Raw genomic sequence first — 19,678 nt, 5'->3', positions numbered from 1 at the left:
GTGCACGCACCATTATTTCTGGCGTGCCTTTTATTGCTTGCAGGCGTTGACGTGCACCTTGGGAGGGGGCCATTTCCTACCGTTTTCCTCATAGCCGTTTTCGCGCAGGGCCCGGTCGCGAACTGCTGTCCACATCCTGCGTGGCCGCCCTGCTTGCCGGAGCCGGATCGGCGGCGGCCCAGGATGCGGCGCCCCAGATCGATCGCTACTGGGGCGCGTGGGGTGAACTCGGCGCCCAGGCCGGTTCGGAATCGGCCGCCTTCCTCGAAGGCTTCATGCCCGTCGGACAGGACGGCGACAGCCTGGTCTTCCTCGACCTGCGCCTCGACTATGGCGAGAATGCCCGAGGGTCGATGTCGGTCGGCTTCGGCATCCGCGAACTGGTCGCCGACGATCTGGTGCTCGGCGCCAATGCCTTCGTCGATGTGGTCCGTACCGAGAACAGCAAGTACCACCTCGGCGCCACGTTGGGCCTCGAGGCCTTCACCTCCATCTTCGACCTGCGGCTCAACGCGCATATCCCGCTGGGCGGCGCGACCGAACTTGCCAGCCGCACCGTCGCCACCGGCGTCGACATCGTCAACAACCAGCTCGTCGAGCAGCGCGCCCTGGTCGAACGGAAGGAGGCCCTGCTCTACGGCCTGACCGGCGAGATCGGCGCCCTCTTCGATTCGCCCTTTGCCCGTGACCAGCAGTTCCGCACCTATGTCGGCGGCTATGTCTACGACCGCGGCGGCTACAAGATGGAGACCGGCGCCCGCCTCGGCGTGGAATACCGGATCAACGACGCGCTCGGCTTGTCCGGCTCGCGCCTGACGCTGGGCGCCGAACTCGTCTATGACAAGCACGACAAGCTGGATGCCATCGCTTCGGCGCGCTTCCGCATGCCGCTCTATGCCGGCCGGGTCGAGGCCGGAGACGATCGCGCCTCGCGCCTGACGCCGATCCGCGAGCGCATGGGCGAGGGCGTGCGCCGCGACAAGGGCATCCGCGCCGGCACTCGCACCCGCTCGTCGGCGCAGGCCGCCATTCCGGTGGTCAACCCGACCACCGGCCGCAGCTATGGCGGCATCTACTATGCCGACAGCACCGGCGGCGGCACCGGCGGCTTCCTCGATCCGACCAGCCTGTCCGCCGCGCTCGCCAGCGCCGGCGCCGACGGCATCGTCGTGGTGCTCGGCGACAACGGCACCGTCACCACCTCCGGCGTGACGCTGCAGTCCGGCCAGGTGCTGGTCGGCGGCGGCCAGAGCGTCGCCGTGCGCCTGTCCAGCGGCCTCACCACGAATTTCCTGACCTCGGGCACCGCCGGCACCATCGACGGCGATCCCGGCGTGACCACCGTGACCCTGGCCGACAACGTCCTCATCCAGGGACTGACGCTGCAGGGCGGCACGACGGTGATCGCCGGTAACAACGTCGCCAATGTCCGGCTGTCGAACCTGGCGATCGAGAACGCCGTCGACGGCGTGCGCATCACCGGCGCGACCGGCGCCTCGCTGAGCAACCTCACCTTCAGCGGCATCACCGGCACGTCGGTCTTCCTGAACAACCAGTCGGCGACCCTCTCGAACATCACCATCGACGGCGGCACCAACGGCGTCTCGATCGCCAACAACAGCGGCACGACGAGCCTTTCGACGATCAACATCTCCAATGTCACCGGGGATGCGCTGTCCTTCGCCAACAATGGCGGCGTCATCAATGTAAGCAACCTGACCGCCACCAACACCGGCAATGACGGTGTGGTGATCACCGGCGGCGGGTCCTTCGCCTTCACCGGAACGACGGTGATCGACGGCCTCGGCGCGGGCACGACCAGCGACGGGTTCGACCTCACCGGCACCACCGGCGCGACGATCTCGACAGGCGCCGTCGCGATCACCGGCCTTGGGTCGGGGACGGGCCTGAACCTTGCCGGCGGCGATGCGACGGTGACGATGGCGAGCCTCGACGTGACCGGCACCGATGCGGCCGGCTCGCGCGGCATCGACATCTCCGGCACGCAGAACGGCCGGACGGTCACCATCACCAATGGCGGCACCATCTCGGGCGTCGACACCGGCATCGTGCTCGGCAGCAACGGCGCGGCAGGTGCGGCCCCCAGCGCGAACTTCACCTTCGGCGGCGGCAGCGTCTCCGGCAACACCTATGCGCTGGACGGCATCGGCGTCGTTGCCGGCAACGGCTCCTATGCCTTCGGCTCGACCGCCTTCACCGGCGGCTTCAACTTCGCCGTCAGCCTCTCCAACAACTACTATGTCGCCGCCACCGCCACCGGCACCGGCGACGGCTCCAGCGCCGACAACCGCGCCTCCATCGCCACCGCCATCGCCCAGGCCAGCAGCCTCGGCGCCGTCAACTTCATCCTGATCAATGACGGCTCGGCCATCGACACCGCCGGCCTCACCTTCACGCTGGACGACGGCCAGACCATCGACACGTTCGGCGAGGGCCGCTCCTTCACCGAGGCCGGCCTCGTCATCCCGGTCAACATCACCGGCGCCAACCTGCCGGCCGGCGGCATCGCCATCACCGACCCGACGGGCCTGGGCGCGGCGACGCTGACCAACTCCTCCGGCGCGGTGGCGACCCTGTCGCTCGCCAACGGCAACGCGATCCGCAACATCCTCATCGGCAGTTCCGCCGGCAACGCCATCTCCGGCTCCGGCATCGCCGGCCTCACCCTCACCGGCGTCACCGCCACCGCCGGCATCGACCTTGCCAACACAACCGGCGCGGTGACCCTCACAAACCTTGCGATCTCCAACACGACCGGCACCGCCCTGTCGCTGTCGGGCGCCGGCGGCACCGTCACCGGCAGCAATGTCGACATCGCCGGCGGCAGCGCGCTCGCCGTCAGCGGCGGCGATGCGACGATCTCCTTCGACGCCGCCAGTTCGATCGTCAACGGGTCGGGCACCGCCGTCGCCATCACCGGCCGCATCGGCGGCAGCTTCAGCCATTTCGGCGCGATCTCCTCCAACGGCGGCACCGCCTCGGGCATCACCATCTCCGGGGCGACGGGCACCAGCAACGTCACCTTCGGCGGCCAGGTCTCCCTCGGCACCACCACCGCGCTCGGCGGCGGCGTCACCCTCGACAATGCCGGCACCGCCTCCACCATCGCCTTCACCGGCGGGCTCGACATCGTCACCAGCGGCGCGGCCGCCCTCACCGCCAGCGGCGGCGGAACCCTCAACATCACCGGCGGAACACTCTCCGCAACAGGCGGCGCGGCGCTCAACCTCGCCGGAATGGCGGTCGACGTGACGCTGTCCAGCCTCGCCAGCAGCGGCGCGGCCGGCGATGCCCTGTCGCTGGCGCTCGGCGCGGGCAGCAGCTTCACCGTCACCGGCGCCACCACCCTGTCGGGCATGGGCGGCAACGGCATCGACCTGTCGGGCTCCACCGGCGGCAGCTTCAGCTTCGGCGCCGTCGCGATCACCGGCCTTGGGTCGGGAACGGGCCTGAACCTTGCCGGCGGCGATGCGACGGTGACGATGGCGAGCCTCGACGTGACCGGCACCGATGCGGCCGGCTCGCGCGGCATCGACATCTCCGGCACGCAGAACGGCCGGACGGTCACCATCACCAATGGCGGCACCATCTCGGGCGTCGAAACCGGCATCGTGCTCGGCAGCAACGGCGCGGCAGGTGCGGCCCCCAGCGCGAACTTCACCTTCGGCGGCGGCAGCGTCTCCGGCAACACCTATGCGCTGGACGGCATCGGCGTCGTTGCCGGCAACGGCTCCTATGCCTTCGGCTCGACCGCCTTCACCGGCGGCTTCAACTTCGCCGTCAGCCTCTCCAACAACTACTATGTCGCCGCCACCGCCACCGGCACCGGCGACGGCTCCAGCGCCGACAACCGCGCCTCCATCGCCACCGCCATCGCCCAGGCCAGCAGCCTCGGCGCCGTCAACTTCATCCTGATCAATGACGGCTCGGCCATCGACACCGCCGGCCTCACCTTCACGCTGGACGACGGCCAGACCATCGACACGTTCGGCGAGGGCCGCTCCTTCACCGAGGCCGGCCTCGTCATCCCGGTCAACATCACCGGCGCCAACCTGCCGGCCGGCGGCATCGCCATCACCGACCCGACGGGCCTGGGCGCGGCGACGCTGACCAACTCCTCCGGCGCGGTGGCGACCCTGTCGCTCGCCAACGGCAACGCGATCCGCAACATCCTCATCGGCAGTTCCGCCGGCAACGCCATCTCCGGCTCCGGCATCGCCGGCCTCACCCTCACCGGCGTCACCGCCACCGCCGGCATCGACCTTGCCAACACAACCGGCGCGGTGACCCTCACAAACCTTGCGATCTCCAACACGACCGGCACCGCCCTGTCGCTGTCGGGCGCCGGCGGCACCGTCACCGGCAGCAATGTCGACATCGCCGGCGGCAGCGCGCTCGCCGTCAGCGGCGGCGATGCGACGATCTCCTTCGACGCCGCCAGTTCGATCGTCAACGGGTCGGGCACCGCCGTCGCCATCACCGGCCGCATCGGCGGCAGCTTCAGCCATTTCGGCGCGATCTCCTCCAACGGCGGCACCGCCTCGGGCATCACCATCTCCGGGGCGACGGGCACCAGCAACGTCACCTTCGGCGGCCAGGTCTCCCTCGGCACCACCACCGCGCTCGGCGGCGGCGTCACCCTCGACAATGCCGGCACCGCCTCCACCATCGCCTTCACCGGCGGGCTCGACATCGTCACCAGCGGCGCGGCCGCCCTCACCGCCAGCGGCGGCGGAACCCTCAACATCACCGGCGGAACACTCTCCGCAACAGGCGGCGCGGCGCTCAACCTCGCCGGAATGGCGGTCGACGTGACGCTCGACCAGGTCAATGCCACCAATTCCAACATGTCCTCGGTGGTGCTGCAGAATCTCGACGGCTCGTTCTCGGTCAATGGCGGCGTGCTCTCCACCGTCGCCAGCGGCACGTCGTTCAACAGTTTCGACGTCATCCAGAACGACAGCGGCGCCACCCGCTCGCTGACGCTGTCCGTCGACAACCTGACCATCACTCACGACGCCTCCGGCGCCACCCTGACACCGACCGAGCACGGCCTCGTCGTGACCACGAGCGGCGACGACAGCGCCATTGTCTCGATCTCGAATTCGACGTTCCGGACCGAAGACAGCGGTGTGCGCGTCATCGCCAACAACGGTCTGGCCACGGTCACCAACTTCGCCAACAACACGCTGCTCGGCGACGCCACCTCCTTCGATCCGGCGGTCTTCGGCAATGGCGTGATGTTCCAGGGCGTCACGTTCGACGCCGATCCGTTCACAGCCGGCATCCAGGCCGTCAATGGTGGCACCTTCACCGCCGGCACGCCGGGACAGGCGGTCGTCCACGGCATCTTCTTCGACAACACGGCCGGCGCCAATTCCGGCCGGATCGATTTCAGCAACTACACCGTCAATGCGATAACCACCGGTCTGTCGCTGGGATCGGGCAATCCCGGTCTGACAGTCGGGATCGCCGACGGCGACATCTCCGCCGGCACCGTGCGGCTCGGCAGCGGCAGCGGCGTGGCCAATGGCGACATCACCCTGTCGAGCCTGACGCTGAGCTCGGGTCTCAGCGCCAACCAGTATGCCGGCTCCTTCTCGGTCACCGGCGCCACCACCATCACCGCGCCGGAGACCTTCCTGGATCTGGGCGGCGGCAACTTCCTGCGGACGACCACGACGGCGGTCTCGGTCGCCAGTTCCAGCGCCGCCTTCTCGTTCGACACTCTCACCATCGGCACCTCCGGCGCTTCCAACGTCTCGACGGGCGGCGCCACCGTCGGCATCGATCTGAGCAGCAACAGCGGCACCTTCACGGTCGGCGGCACGACAACGATCTCGAACACGGCCGAGGATGCGATCCGCATCACCTCAACCAGCGGCGCGATCAGCTTCGGCCAGACGGTGATCAGCAATCCGTTCGCCGCCTTCATCCCCGCCGGGTCGCCGTTAAATGCGCGCGAAGCGCGGAGCGCAGCCGTCGACATTTCCGGCACGATCGACGGCAACATCTCTTTCGCCAGCCTCGACATCGCACTGAACTCAGGCGACTCGACGGGTCTGGAGATGACCGGGGCAACGCTCAACGCCGCCGTGACGGCCGGCGATTTCGACGTGACCGGCAATGGCTCCGCCGGCACCATCGCGGTCGACCTGCGCGGCGCGCTCGGCGGCGGCACGGTGCAACTCGGCGACACGGTGGCGGGCGGACAGTCCAGTTCCATCGCCGGCGTCCATACCGGCGTCTTCCTCGACAACACCACCAATCTCGCCTTCACCTTCGGCGATGGCGAGGACACCACCGACACCGGCTCGTCGATCTCGGCGACCGTCGCCATCGACGCCGGCAGCGCCCCGGTGGCCGGCACCTACAATTTCCGTGACATCGCCTTCCAGACGAGCCCCGGCAACGGGTTCGGCCTGGGCCGGGTCTATTTCGTCGACGCCGACGGCGCGGTCGGCGGCGGCGACGGCTCCGGCTCGGACGCCTCCAACCCGATGACCCTGGCGGCTGCGGAGGCCGCGATCGCGGCGGGCGACATCATCGTCTTGATCGACAATGGCATGGCGATCAGCACCGCCGGCAGCAATGCCAATGACACGCTGAACCTGCTCGACAACGTCCAGCTTCTCAGCTTCGGCGACGGAGCGGGCGGCAGCCAGGCGCTCGCGGTCAACATCACCGCGCCCCCGACCATCCTGCTGTCTGCGGCCGGCCTCACCATCGCCGACCCGACCGGCAACGGTGCCGCGACCCTGACGACGACGGCCGGCAACGACGTCATCACCCTCGCCTCGACCGGCAACCGCATCTCCGGCGTGATCCTCGAGGGCGGCGGCACGACCACGACGGCTATCCGGACGTCCGGCACATCGACCGGACTGACGGTGGATCAATCGATCATCCGCAACTTTTCCGGTTTCGGCATCTCCATCGGCACGTCCGTTGGCACCGCCATCTCGAATTCCTCCTTCTCGGGCAACGCGGGAGATATCACTCTCGGCAGCGCCTCGGGCACCACCCTCTCCAACCTCGTCTCGACGGGCGCGACCGGAACCTCCCTCTCGCTGTCCGGCACGAGCGGCACGACGGCGCTGAGCAACCTGTCGATCACGACGGCGAGCGGCGGTCGCGGCCTGCTGTTCACCAATGCCGGCGGCACGGTCACCGGCACGAATGTCGACATTTCGGGCGGCTCCGCGATCCGCATCTTCGGCGGCAACGCAGCCTATTCGTTCGACGCCGGCAGCACCTGGGACCTGACGGGGGCAACGAGCGGAACCTCCGTGGAGCTTCAGGACCTTGCCGGCGGCAGCTTCGCCCATGCCGGCAGCGTCAGCGCCAGCGGCACGGGGGTCGCGGGCCTCACCGCGAGCGGCGCCTCGGGCGCGCACAGCGTTTCCTTCACCGGCACCGTGGACTTCGGCACCATCAGCAATCGGGTTTCCGTTGGTATCCTGATCAACAACAACGGGCAGGCGGCGGACTATACCTTTGCCGATCTCGACGTCGCCTCGTTCGGCGGGCTCGCGCTGTCGGTGCAGAACGGCGGCACGATCGGGATTGGCGGGGGGACACTGTCCTCCCTCGACAGCGAGACCGTGTCGCTCGCCAACACCGGTATCGGCGCCGGCGGCATTACACTGACCTCGATCGACAGCAGCGATGTCGGTGCCGCCCCGGCGATCGGCCTCGATACCGTTTCGGGCGGCGCCTTCACCGTCACCGGAACCACGACAATCTCGGGAACGCTCGGAGCCGGGATCCAGATCACCGGCACCTCGTCGGCGGTCGGGTTCGGCACGACGAACATCGCGACATCGTCCGGCTTCGGCCTTCTCCTTGACGGCAATTCCGGCACCTTGGGCTTCGGCGACACGACCATCGCCATGAGCGGGTCGAGCGGCCGGGCGATCCGCGCCACCGGCGCCAATGGCGCTATCACCTTCGGCGACGTCGACATCACCGGCGTCGGCGCGTCCGGAACCGGCCTCGACCTGTCCGGCGGCACCTTCGACGGCCAGATCACCTTCGCGACGCTCGACATCACCGGCACCGGAGCTGCCGGATCGCGCGGCATCAACCTGACCGGCTATACGAACAGCCAGAACGTGGTGACCACCGGGGCCAGCACGATCCAGAACGTGCAGTTCGGCGTCGACCTGACCAATGCCGATATCGCCGATGGCGTGCGGTTCCAGTTCGGCGACGGTTCGGCGCCGGTGGCGAGCACCATCGACACATCGGCAGTCGGCGGCAACGTCGCCATCGTCACCACCGGCCTCACGGCGACCGGCGAGTACAATTTCGAGGATGTCGACTTCGGAACGAGCAACGTCGCCAACCTGCAGGGCGTCAGCTACTACGTCGTCGGCACCGATGGCAGCGTCGGCCCGGGAGCCGGCAGTTTCCTCACTCCAGGCACCATTGCCGGGGCCGAGGCGTCAGGCGCCTCGGCGATCATCCTCGTCGACAACAGCCGCACCGGCGGCGACGACGGCACCAGCAACCTGATCGACGCGGTGGTGCAGGGCGACGGCACGCTCAACCTCGCCGGCGGCCAGGTGCTGATCGCCATGATCGGCGGAGAGACATTCGACCTTGCAACGCTCGGGCTTTCGGCCGGCGGCGCGCCGGCAAGCCTGAGGCTCACCGGCATCAACACCGGCACCTCGGTGACCGCCTCCGATCCGGCCATCGACAGCGTCCGGCCGATCCTGACGACTTCGGGTGCCAACAACACGGTCGAACTCGCCGGCAATGCGACGCTGCAGAACGTCATCATCGCCAATGCCGGCAGCGGCGCCGGCATCCTGGCGAGCTACGGCGCGGGCTCGGACGCGGTGATCCGATCGAGCACCATCGGCGGGGGTACCGGCGCCTACGCGTTTGACGTCGCCACCACCGCGGGCAGTTCCACGGTGCTTCTCGACGGCGTGACGCTGAACGGCGGGTTGCGCCTCGACGGTACGGCCGGCGGTTCGCTGGCCTTTTCGACGAGCGGCAGCAACACGATCACCAGTTCGCAGACGGCAGCGCTGACGCTCGCCACCGTCGTGGCGGGCGGCAACATCGGCTTCGACCAGATCACCTCGACCGGCGACGCGGCCGGCATGCGCCTTGACGGTGTCTCGGGCACCGGCAGCATCACCATCCAGAATGCCGCCTTCACACGATCGGGCACCGCCACCGCGGATGTCGTCGCGCTCGCCGACCTCACCACGTCCGGCGCGCTCACCATTGCCGATCTGGACATCGGGTCCACCAGCACCCAGACCTTCGTCGGCCTCGGGACTTCCGGCACGACCACCACGACCCTCAACATCGGCACCGGCGCGAACGGCGTGGTCATCAACAACACCGGCCTCGGCATGGTGTTCACGGGATCACACGGTACGGTGAATGTCGGCACGGCCGGCACGGGACTGCAGATCGCCTCGCGCGGCACGGCGGTGACCTTCGCCTCCGACAGCACCGGCACCTTCGCCCTCGGTCATGCGGGGGCGACCTCGGCGCTCACCGCGACCCCGGCTGCCGGACCGGCCTTCGGCATTGCCTATGCCGGGTCCGACGCGGTCGTGACCGCGACCAATATCGACATCAACGGCACCGGATCGGACGCCGGCGCCCATGGCATCTTCATCCAGGACGACGACGGCGTCGGCTCCTTCACGCTGACCGGGACGAACACCATCGATGCGACCGGCGGCGACGGCGTCTTCATCCAGAATGCCAACGCCACGATCTCGGGTCTGACGCTCGGAGCCAGCAGCCAGATCTCCGGCGGCGGCATCCGCATCGCCAACAGCAATGCGATCGCCAATACCGTGTCCCTGTCCGACATCACGATGGGCTCGGGCGGCAATGGCGATACCGGCGACATCGCCGGGTCTGGCCTTGTCGTCTCGTCCGCCGGCGCGGGCACTTTGACCGTCAACCTGACGGGCACCAACGTCATCCGCTCGACCGGCACCGCCTTGCAGGTCGCCGAAACCGGCGCCGGCACGGCCAACAACCTGCTGCTGTCGATCGACAACACGACCTTCGAAACAGGCTCGTCCGCCGCGACCGTGTCGGTCATCGGCCAGAACGTCTCGACGACGGCAAGCTCGATCGGCATCCGCTCGTTCGCCAACAACACGGTGATCGGCAACGGCACCGGCGGCGGCATCCGCTTCGAGAAGGTCGACTTCGACAGCGACGGCGCGGGCGCGGCGGTTGCCGCCGGCACGCTGAATGTCGGCCAGGGCACGGGCAACCGGGTTGCGGGCAACGGCCTGTCGCTGATCGACACGACCGGCGAACTCGGCTTCACCACGCTCAACATCTTCAACGACGGCGGCACCGGCCTTGAGGTCGACACCAAGACCAATGGCTTCAACACCGTCTTCACGCTGAATGGCGGCGGCTCCGGCACGGTCGACACGACGAACGGCACCGCGCTGTTCCTCGACCCGCTGACCATGAACCTGACCTTCGGCACGGTGAACTCGACCAATGCAAGCGGCTCGGGCGTCTATGTCGAGGGCGGCAATGCGACGGCGGCCGGCAACAACGCACTGACCATCGGCACGCTGAACGTCACCAACTCGACCAATGCCGGCTTGCTGATCACCAATTCGGTCGGCACGTTCAGCATCGGCGCCACGGTCATCAACAATGCCGGCACGGCCGGCGGCGGTGTCGACATCGACGTGACCAATGGCGACACGCTGAACCTCACCTTCACCGGCGATCTCGCCATCACCACGAGTTCCGGCACCGGTCTCGACGTGCAGAGTTCCGGCGGCTCGACCGTGACGCTGCGGACCGCGGCGGCCGCCACCACATCGATCACCACCGACACCGGCCGTCTGATCAATGCGGAAAACCTGTTGGCCGGCGTCGGCGGCATCAATTTCGACACGCTCACCGCGTCCGGCACGGTTGCCGGCCACGCTATCTCGCTCGACCTCGATGCCGGCGCCTTTTCCGGCGGCACCCTGTCGGTCGCCGGCACCACGGGCGGACACGGCGTCCTTCTCGGCGGCACCGGCGGAACCGTTGCCTTCGACAGCGCGACCATCGCCAATGTCGCGAACAGCTTCTTCGGCGTGTCCAGCACGCATGCGGGCACCGTCACCTTCACGACGGTCGGCATCTCCGGCAGCCAGAACGGCATCTACACCTATGGCGACGGCGCGGTGAGCGTCAACGGCGGCACGGTCAACGTCGCGGGCGGCCGGGGCGTGTGGATCAATGGCGGCGGCGGGGCGATCAGCATTGCCGCCGCCATCACCCAGAGCGGCGTCGGCGAGGCCGTCTATGTCGTGTCGCGAACCGGCTCTACGGCCGCGCTCTCCGGCGACATCACATTTACCGGCAGCGGCGCGACCGGCATCAATGTCGAGAGCAACACCGGCGGAACGATCACCTTCTCCGGTCTCGGCACGCTGGCGACCGGCGCCAATACGGCTGTCCGGTTGCTCAACAACACCGGCGCCACCGTCAACTTCACCGGCGCTCTCGACATCGACACCACCTCCGGCGCCGGCTTCTCGGCCTCGGGCGGGGGCACCATAACGGTGTCCAATTCCGCCAACACGATCGATACGGCGACCGGGCAGGCGATCCTGATCGACGGCATGACCATCGGCGCATCGGGTGTCGCGTTCAACACGGTCACTCAGACCGGAACGTCGACCAGCGACGTGATCCAGCTTACCAGCGTCGGCGGCGCGGGCACCTTCTCGGTCGCCACCTCCAGCATCAACAGGACCACCGGCAGCGGCCTCCGCGTTTTCGGATCCTCGGCCGCCGTCTCGCTCGGCACGTTCGACCTCGGCTCGGCCTCCAACGCCGACAACGCCGCCTACGGCATTCACCTCAACGACAACTCCGGCAGCTTCACCGTCACCGGCAACGTCAACATCATCAATCCGACGCTGCGCGGCGTTAACATCACCGACGCGCAAGCCAGCTTTATCGCGAATTTCCAGGGCCAGACCGAGGTCCGCAACTCCACGAATGCCTCGGCGACGGTGGGCGCCGGCTTCGTGCTGCTGGGCAACCATTCCAGCTCGTCTGTCACGTTCGCCAATCTGGTTTACAACGACGAACAGCGCGGCGCGGGGGCGGCGGGCGGCCGGGCACTGGTCAGCAATGGCGGCACCCTTGCCATCGCCACCGGATCCCTGGTCACCAACAACGCGCTCGGCAACGACACCTATGCCGTCGACATCAGCGGCACGACGGCGGGTGCGGGCGGGATCAACTTCGGCAACGTCACGATCGACCACGACGATAGCGGCGAGTCCGGCGGCGGTCTCCGCCTGATCGACAACACCGGCAGCTTCACCTTCGGCTCGATCAACCGGATTGCCACCAACAATGGGGCCGGCATTCTCGCGAGCAATACCGGCACGCTCAATATCGGCACGACGAGCGCCGGCAGTATCGAAGCCAACAACCGCGCCGCGCTCGACATCAGCAGCACCACGCTGAACCTCACTGCGACCAATGTCAGCTCGACGAACAGCACCGGCACCGGCATGGCCTTCAACACCATCGGCGGCACGGTGAACCTGACCGGCAACATAACCCTCACCGGGTCCGCCTCGACCGGCCTGTCGATCGCCAACAGCGCCGCCAACGCCGCTTTCACCTTCTCCGGCTCGAACAACACCATCTCCAGCGGCGCCCAGACCGGCATTTCGCTGTCGGGCAACAATGCCACGTCCACGGTCAGCTTCACCACCGGCACGCTCGCCATCACCACGACGAGCGGCGTGGCGATCCAGGGTGCCGGCACCAACGGCACGGTCAGCTTCAACGATGTGGACGTCACCGGCCTGACCAGCGGTACGGGCCTCAGGCTCACCAGCACCTATCGCGGCGCGATGACGTTCAACACGCTGGACATCACCGGCACCGGCGGCGTCGGCTCGAAGGGCATCGATCTTGCCGGCTATGCCAACAACGCCGATGTGGTCATCGCCAATCCGAGCGCGATCCACAACGTCCAGACCGGCATCGACCTGACCAACGCCAATATCGCGGACGGCGTGCGGTTCCAGTATGGCGACGGTTCGGCACCGGTGGCCAGCACCATCGACACCACCGGCTTCGCGGTGGTCACGACGGGCATGGCCGCGACCGGCACGTTCGACCTGGAGGATGTGGCCTTCGGCTCGATCCTCGGCACGACGGACATCTCCAACCTGCAGGGCGGAGCGAGCTACTTCGTCGTCGGCAGCAGCCAAACCAGCGGCGCCGGCACCTTCGCCGACCCGGGCACGCTCGCGGAAGCGCTCGCCTCGGGCCAGGACATCATCGTGCTGATCGACGAGACCGCGAACACCACCCAGGACACGATCAATCTGGGATCCGGGTCGTTGACCCTGCCGGACGGCCGGGGCCTGATCTCGCTGGCCAATGGCCAGAGCGTCGACGTCACCACGCTCGGCTTCGCCGGCGGCGGCGGCGCGCCGGCGAACCTGCTGCTGACCGGAATCTCCGGAGGTTCGGCGGTCATCACGGCAACGGGCGGCACGATCGACAGCGTGCGTCCGATCCTCACCTCGTCCAATGCCACGGCAACGGTGCTGCTTGGCGGCTCCGCCGCGTTCTACCAGGTGGAGATCGTCAACACCGGCGCCGCGGGAGCACAACCGGCAGCGGCGATTCGCGGCGTCTTCGCCGCCGGTTCGCATACCCTGCGGCTCCAGAACAGCACTCTGCGCGGTAATGGTACCGGCACGCAGGTCGTGCTCGATATCAATGCCACCGGCGGAGAAGTCGCCTTCAACGTCACCGGCAACACTTTCCATAGAAGCAACAACGGTGGCTATCTCTCCCGTTTCCAGACCTCGTCCGGCGGCAGCCTGCAAGGCACGATCAGCGGCAATACCATGTCGAGCAGCGCCACGGTGAACGCCATCTACATCGGTGTGGCGAGCGGCAACAACGCCCTGACGATCCAGAACAACACCATCACCCTCAGCAACGGTGCCGGCATCGCTGCCCAGTTGGATGGCAGTACGGCACGTCTCGACCTCGCCATCCTCGGCAACACAATCAGCGCGAACAGCGGCAATAGCGTCCAGGTGGAAAACCTCGGCTCGGGCTCGGCAACGGTCTGCGTCAACATTGCGAACAATACGTTCACGACCACCCCCAGCGACTACTTCGACATCGTCATCGCGAACACCGCTACATTCCATGTCCAGGGCCTCGGTGCGACCGATGCCACCGCGCCGGACTTCGATCCAAATAGCCAACCCGTCGAAACTTACCTGTCGGGGCAGCAAACCTCGGCCCCCTCGGGCACGATCGTGAACCCCTACACGTCGACCCAGCCGTTCACCGCGGGCACCTGCAACCTGCCCACCGGCCCCTGATCCGGGCGGCTCACCGCCGCCGCCCGCGCGGCGGCGGCATGACCTCGAAGACCGTCCGTTTGGAACAGGACGAAGACCGCGCCGCAGGCATGACCACAAATGCAATCGAACAGCAGAAAAATCTATTTTTGGTTGTAAAATTCCCCTCAAAGTCAACTTTTCTCGCAGAAATGAAGTTTTATTAGCGCTTGATATCTATCGTAAATTGTAACAGGATCAGCACATAGTTTTTGGCCGGGGCTTTTTCAGAGATTTTCATTCCCGGTCGCGGCTCGCGACACCCATAGGCGCCTGGGAGGGCGGAATGTCAGAACCGTTTCTTGCGGAAATCAAGATCTTGAGCTTCAACTATCCGCCAAAGGGGTGGGCCTTCTGCAACGGTCAGCTTCTGCCGATCAACCAGAATCAGGCCCTGTTCGCTCTGCTCGGGATCACGTATGGCGGCAATGGCGTCACCAATTTCGCCCTGCCGGACCTGCGCGGCCGCGTGCCGATTCACACCGGCGCCGGGCATGCCCTTGGCGAACCGGCCGGCCAGACGACCCATACGCTGACCATCACCGAGATGCCGCAGCACACCCACTTCGCCGAGGGATCCGGCGCGAGCGTAAACACCGCCACACCGACCGGAAACTACCTCGGCGAGAACCCCGCACTGCTCTACGGGCCATTCGCGGAGGCGGTCACAATGAAGGCGACCAGCCTTGCAAGCGTCGGCGGCAGCCAGCCGCACCAGAACATGCAGCCGTTTCTGACGCTGAATTTCTGCATCGCGCTGCAGGGCATCTTCCCGTCTCACAACTGATCCACGTTGTCTCGACAGAACGAGGAGAATCCTCATGTCCGATCCCTACGTTGGCGAGATCCGCATGTTCGGCGGCAATTTCGCGCCTCTCGGCTGGGAGTTCTGCAACGGCCAGCTCCTGTCCATTTCCGAAAACGAGGTGCTCTACAACCTGATCGGCACCACCTATGGCGGCGACGGCCAGACCACTTTCGCCCTGCCGGACCTGCGCGGCCGCCTGCCGCAGCATTTCGGCCAGGGTCCCGGCCTGCCGGACTATGCCCTGGCGGAGATCGGCGGATCCGAACAGGTCACGCTGACCACCCAGCAGATGCCGAACCACACGCATCCGCTGCTGGCCAGCGGGGCGGCCGGCACGCAAGCCTCGCCGCAGGCCCATGTGCTGGCAACAAGCCCGGCCGGCAACTCCTATTTCTCCTCCCAGAGCGCGCCGCCGCTGGTGCAACTGGCGGCCAACTCGATCCTGCCGGTGGGCGGCAACCAGCCACACGACAACATGGCGCCGTATCTCGCCGTCAGCTTCATCATCTCGCTCTACGGCGTCTATCCCTCGCCGGCCTGAGAGGTTCCCCATGTCCGATCCTTTCGTTGCGGAAATCCGTATCTTCGCCGGCAACTTCGCCCCCAAGAACTGGGCGTTCTGCAATGGCCAGATCATGCCGATCTCGCAGAACACCGCGCTGTTCTCTCTGCTGGGAACCACCTATGGCGGCGATGGCAAGACAACCTATGCCCTCCCCGACCTGCAGGGCCGCTCGCCCATGCAGCACGGACAGGGACCGGGGCTGACGTTCCGCGCGCTCGGCGAGTCCGCCGGCACCCCGACCGTAACGCTGCTCCAGACCGAAATGCCGCACCACACCCATGCGCTGCAGGCGGTGGCATCCGGCCCCCTCAGTGGAGCCAACAGCCTTTCGCCGGAAGGCAACCTGCTGTCTGCACGAAGCGGCGTCGCCCAGTACACGGAAACCTCCACACCGCCGGAGTCCATGGCGCCGCAGATGGTGGCGATGCAGGGCGGCAACTCGCCGCACAACAACATGCAGCCGTATCTGACGCTGAACTTCATCATCGCGCTGTACGGCATCTTCCCGCCGCGTCCGTGAGGGCGAGGCAGGCAAGCACGCAGGACCGCGCAAGATGAGCGAGCAGACCCCGGTCCCGGACGAGCGCCCTCGCCCGGGCTCCACCGGCAAGTCGAGCGTGTCCGGCGTCGCCGTACCGGAGAGCCTCGGCCCGTCCGCCCCTCCTGCCCGGACGGGGTCTGCGAACCTTCCTGACCTGCCGCGCGCACGGGAACGGGGGCTGGGCTTCCGACGGATGCAGGAGGCCGACGACCTGCCGTTCCTGTTTCGCCTCTATGCCTCGACCCGGGAGGAGGAGCTTGCCCCGGTGCCATGGAGCGCGGAACAGAAGCAGGCCTTTCTCGCCCAGCAGTTCCAGGCCCAGCACAGCCATTACATGCGGTATTTTCCCGGCAGCGACTGGCTGATCGCGGAAGTCTCGGGCGGGCCCGTCGGCCGGCTCTATCTCGACACGCGGGACAGTGAGATCCGCATCATCGACATCGCCCTGATGCCGGACCAGCGCGGCCAGGGGCTGGGTCGGGCGATGCTGGAGGACGTGCTGGCCCTCGCCGCCGCTGGCGGGCGGAGCGTCAGCATCCATGTGGAGCAGTTCAATCCGGCGATGCGGCTCTACCTGCGCCTCGGCTTCGTCACGTCCGGCGAGGCCGGGGTCTATCAACTGATGCGCTGGTCGCCGCCGTGCGATCCGCTTTCCGGCCCCGCGATCGACACCGAGACCGGATCGCCGGCCTGACCGCTGCGGTCAGGTGAAGACGGCCTCATAGAGGCGCCCCTGCGCATCATGGCCGACCGGCACCAGGAAGAGGTCGAGAGCCGCCTGCCGGCCGCTGTCGGGCAGGCCGACCTCCAGCCGGTGAATCGCCTGTTCGACAAACGGCGTGGCCGGGCCGCGAAAGACAACGGAGAAGGCGCCGCCCGCGCGCATGCCGGCTCCGCTGCCCATCTGGCGAACCTCCTCGATCGACAGATCGACCGTGCCATTGGCCGCGACCAGCAGGATCGGCTCCTGCCGCATCGCCTCGAAATCGGTCCTGGTTACCGTCGCAAGATCCAGCATGTCGGTCATCCGTCCCCCGTTGCGGCATCGGCCCTTGGCATCGTGAAAGACGCAGGACGATCCAGTGTGGTGACTTTGAAAGTCGCCTCGTTCTGCCAGCGCTCCTCGGAGCCTAATTCAAACTCCAAAACCACATTAGAAACATAAGCTTGCTCGACACTCTTTTCGACTCTGAAGTTCGCACGGGACCGGCAAGGCGACTAGTGCCCCTCTCCGTTGCCCGTGACCGGACGGCGCCGCAATCTCGGCACGGGGAACCGGCCGAAGCCGAGATCGATGACCCGGGCGCCGGGGCTGCGAGCGGCGGTGGCCGGTTGCGCGGGCGTGGACAGCACATCGCCGCTGCGGATCGCGGCGAGCGTTGCCTCGACCACCGGGGCGAAACCGCCCTGGTTGAGCGCGCCCAGCATCAGCAGCGTGTTCGCCGCCGCGCCGTCGAAGGCCCAACTGCAACCGACGAAATCGCAGCCCTCCAGCACCGGCAGAGGGCCGCCCTCATAGCGCATCCGGCAGTCGCGAAAGACGCAGGCCCGATAGGCCGCGCCATCGAGGCGGATGTCCTCGCCGCTGAAGGTCACGCCCTGGTGGCTTTCGCCAAGTGTCGCCATGGTTTCCCGATCTTCCCCAACGCCGCGCGCGGAGGCCGACTCCGTCGGCACTCGCGCTTATTGAAGGCCGGATGGTATGGTCTAGGCAACCAGCCGTTGGACTTGTACAAGAAATTCGCCGTCCGGTCGTCGACGGGGCAGCAACCATTCATCACAAATGCATAATCGAGGACGGACCATTATGACCAGCACCCAAGCCGACACGGACACGCCGCGCCCGGCGTCGGGAGGGCCGTCCGCGCTGCCGCTGTTCTACAGCCGCCCGGAAGCCCTCAGGGCCGACCGCCACGGCGACCTCGGCATCGCTCTTGCGCCGGATTACCGGTTCGCCGCCCGCACCCATGCCGTTCCCCTCAATGCCATCGAATTCGGCGTCGCCGCGCGCCATTATCCGATCGTCTTCGCCGCCGGCACCACCCCGCCGGCCGCCGTCGCCGTGCTCGGTCTGCGGCAGGACCGCAACCTCTTCGTCGACGGCGAGGGGGCCTGGGCGGCGGACACCTACATTCCCTCCTATGTGCGCCGCTATCCGTTCATCCTGGCGCGCAATGACGAGGCGAGCGAGTTCGCCCTGTGCATCGACGCAGCCAGCGACAAGATCACCGCCGACGGGGAGACCCGGTTTTTCGAGGGCGCCGAGCCGACCGAGGCGACGCGCAAGGCGCTCGACTTCTGCGCCGCGTTCCAGCGCGAGAGCCGCGAGAGCGAGGCCTTGATGCGCCAGATCGCCGAGCACGACCTGTTCGCCCCCAATGCCGGCCGCTTCACCCTGCCGGGCGGCGAGGTGCTCAATGTCAACGACTTCAGCATCATCGACGAGACCCGCGTTAACGCCCTGTCCGACCAGGCCTTCCTCGATCTGCGCAAGAGCGGCGCCCTGCCGGTGATCTACGCGCATCTGTGGTCGATGCGGAACTGGGCGGACCTGGTCCGGCGTACGGCCGAGGCTTGAGCTTCGCCTCCACCCTGACGCGCAACGGGCGGGCCCATCGGCCTGCCCGTTGTTCGTTTCCCCGGCAGACCCCCGCCCGCCGGGCCTTTGGCCACCGCGCCGGGCAGCCGCTCAGCCGCCGAGCTGGCCATAGGCGGCGGTGAAGCCGATCAGCGTCACCGGGATCGCCAGATCCTGCTGCTGCGCGGTCTTGAAGGCGACGATCAGGCGCTGCCCCTTCTTCAGCGAGGCCAGCAACTCGTCGCTGATCGCCGTGCCGGCATAGGCGCCATTGGCGTCGCTGGTCTGGATCGCCATCGCCACCGGCTCGCCCTCGTCGACCTGGATCTGCGTGCCGGTCGGCAGGAAAACGCCGTGCGGCAGCGCCAGCACCAGCGCATGGTTGGGGGCGCCCTCGCGCGGTTCGACGACAACGGTCAGCAGGCGCTGCCCGCTGTCCTGCATGACGATGTTCTGCAGCGCCCGGCAGCGCTTCGGCGCCGTCTCCGTCGCCTCCGAGCACTGCACCACCCAGTTCGGCGCCGCCGCGCCGCCCTCAGCCGGTTTCGGCGCGGCATCCTGCCCGGCGGCCGTGCCGAAGCTTGCGCCCAGGATCAATCCGGCCAATGCGGCACGACGAAAACCGGAAACGGAATGACGAAAAGAAAAGGACATGAGCGGATTTTCCATGACGTAGGAATGCCTGTGCGATGTGCCGGTTGCAATCAGCGCGCGATCCTAACCCATCGCTGCGGAAAGTGAAGCGGCTGTTGGCCGATCTCCGGCC

9 protein-coding genes are annotated in these 19,678 nt (G+C 67.3%); 6 read left to right on the top strand and 3 right to left on the bottom strand.

The features are described 5' to 3' along the window. Nucleotides 1–140 precede the first annotated feature (140 nt). The 5 genes from TSB10P1A_RS15740 (at nt 141) to TSB10P1A_RS15720 (ending at nt 17,028) form a co-directional block, all read left to right on the top strand. Nucleotides 141–14,402, top strand: coding sequence for a hypothetical protein (locus tag TSB10P1A_RS15740; RefSeq protein ID WP_186388869.1), 14,262 nt, complete (start codon nt 141–143; stop codon nt 14,400–14,402). A 304-nt stretch (nt 14,403–14,706) separates the two neighbouring features. Next, a complete protein-coding gene (locus tag TSB10P1A_RS15735) occupies nt 14,707–15,207 on the top strand; it encodes a phage tail protein (protein ID WP_186388868.1) in 501 nt (166 codons plus the stop codon). 34 nt (nt 15,208–15,241) lie between these two features. Next, entirely contained in the window at nt 15,242–15,769 is a 528-nt protein-coding gene (locus TSB10P1A_RS15730; protein WP_186388867.1) for a phage tail protein, read from the top strand. Nucleotides 15,770–15,779: 10 nt separating this feature from the next. Further along, nucleotides 15,780–16,313 carry a phage tail protein gene (locus TSB10P1A_RS15725; RefSeq protein ID WP_186388866.1) on the top strand — a complete coding sequence of 178 codons (534 nt, stop codon included), beginning with the start codon at nt 15,780–15,782 and terminating at the stop codon, nt 16,311–16,313. Between the two features lie 34 nt (nt 16,314–16,347). Then, the gene (locus TSB10P1A_RS15720) at nt 16,348–17,028 is read left to right on the top strand and encodes a GNAT family N-acetyltransferase (protein ID WP_186388865.1); all 681 of its coding nucleotides are present in this window, start codon (nt 16,348–16,350) and stop codon (nt 17,026–17,028) included. Between the two features lie 9 nt (nt 17,029–17,037). Here TSB10P1A_RS15720 and TSB10P1A_RS15715 read toward each other — a convergent pair whose 3' ends face one another. Next, nucleotides 17,038–17,361 carry a hypothetical protein gene (locus TSB10P1A_RS15715; RefSeq protein ID WP_186388864.1) on the bottom strand — a complete coding sequence of 108 codons (324 nt, stop codon included), beginning with the start codon at nt 17,359–17,361 and terminating at the stop codon, nt 17,038–17,040. A 191-nt stretch (nt 17,362–17,552) separates the two neighbouring features. Then, nucleotides 17,553–17,960, bottom strand: coding sequence for a hypothetical protein (locus TSB10P1A_RS15710; protein ID WP_186388863.1), 408 nt, complete (start codon nt 17,958–17,960; stop codon nt 17,553–17,555). A 181-nt stretch (nt 17,961–18,141) separates the two neighbouring features. Here TSB10P1A_RS15710 and TSB10P1A_RS15705 point away from each other — a divergent pair, with 181 nt between their 5' ends. Further along, entirely contained in the window at nt 18,142–18,912 is a 771-nt protein-coding gene (locus TSB10P1A_RS15705; RefSeq protein ID WP_186388862.1) for a SapC family protein, read from the top strand. Nucleotides 18,913–19,023: 111 nt separating this feature from the next. Here the strand turns inward: TSB10P1A_RS15705 and TSB10P1A_RS15700 are convergent, their stop codons facing one another. After that, nucleotides 19,024–19,566, bottom strand: a complete 543-nt coding sequence (locus TSB10P1A_RS15700) for an invasion associated locus B family protein (RefSeq protein ID WP_186388861.1) — start codon at nt 19,564–19,566, stop codon at nt 19,024–19,026. Between the last annotated feature and the right edge of the window lie 112 nt (nt 19,567–19,678).

Origin of the sequence: Stappia sp. TSB10P1A (genome assembly GCF_900185725.1) — a bacterium.
Lineage (GTDB): Bacteria > Pseudomonadota > Alphaproteobacteria > Rhizobiales > Stappiaceae > Stappia.
Note: the sequence above shows the minus strand (reverse complement) of the source record. Positions and strands in the feature narration are given on the sequence as shown.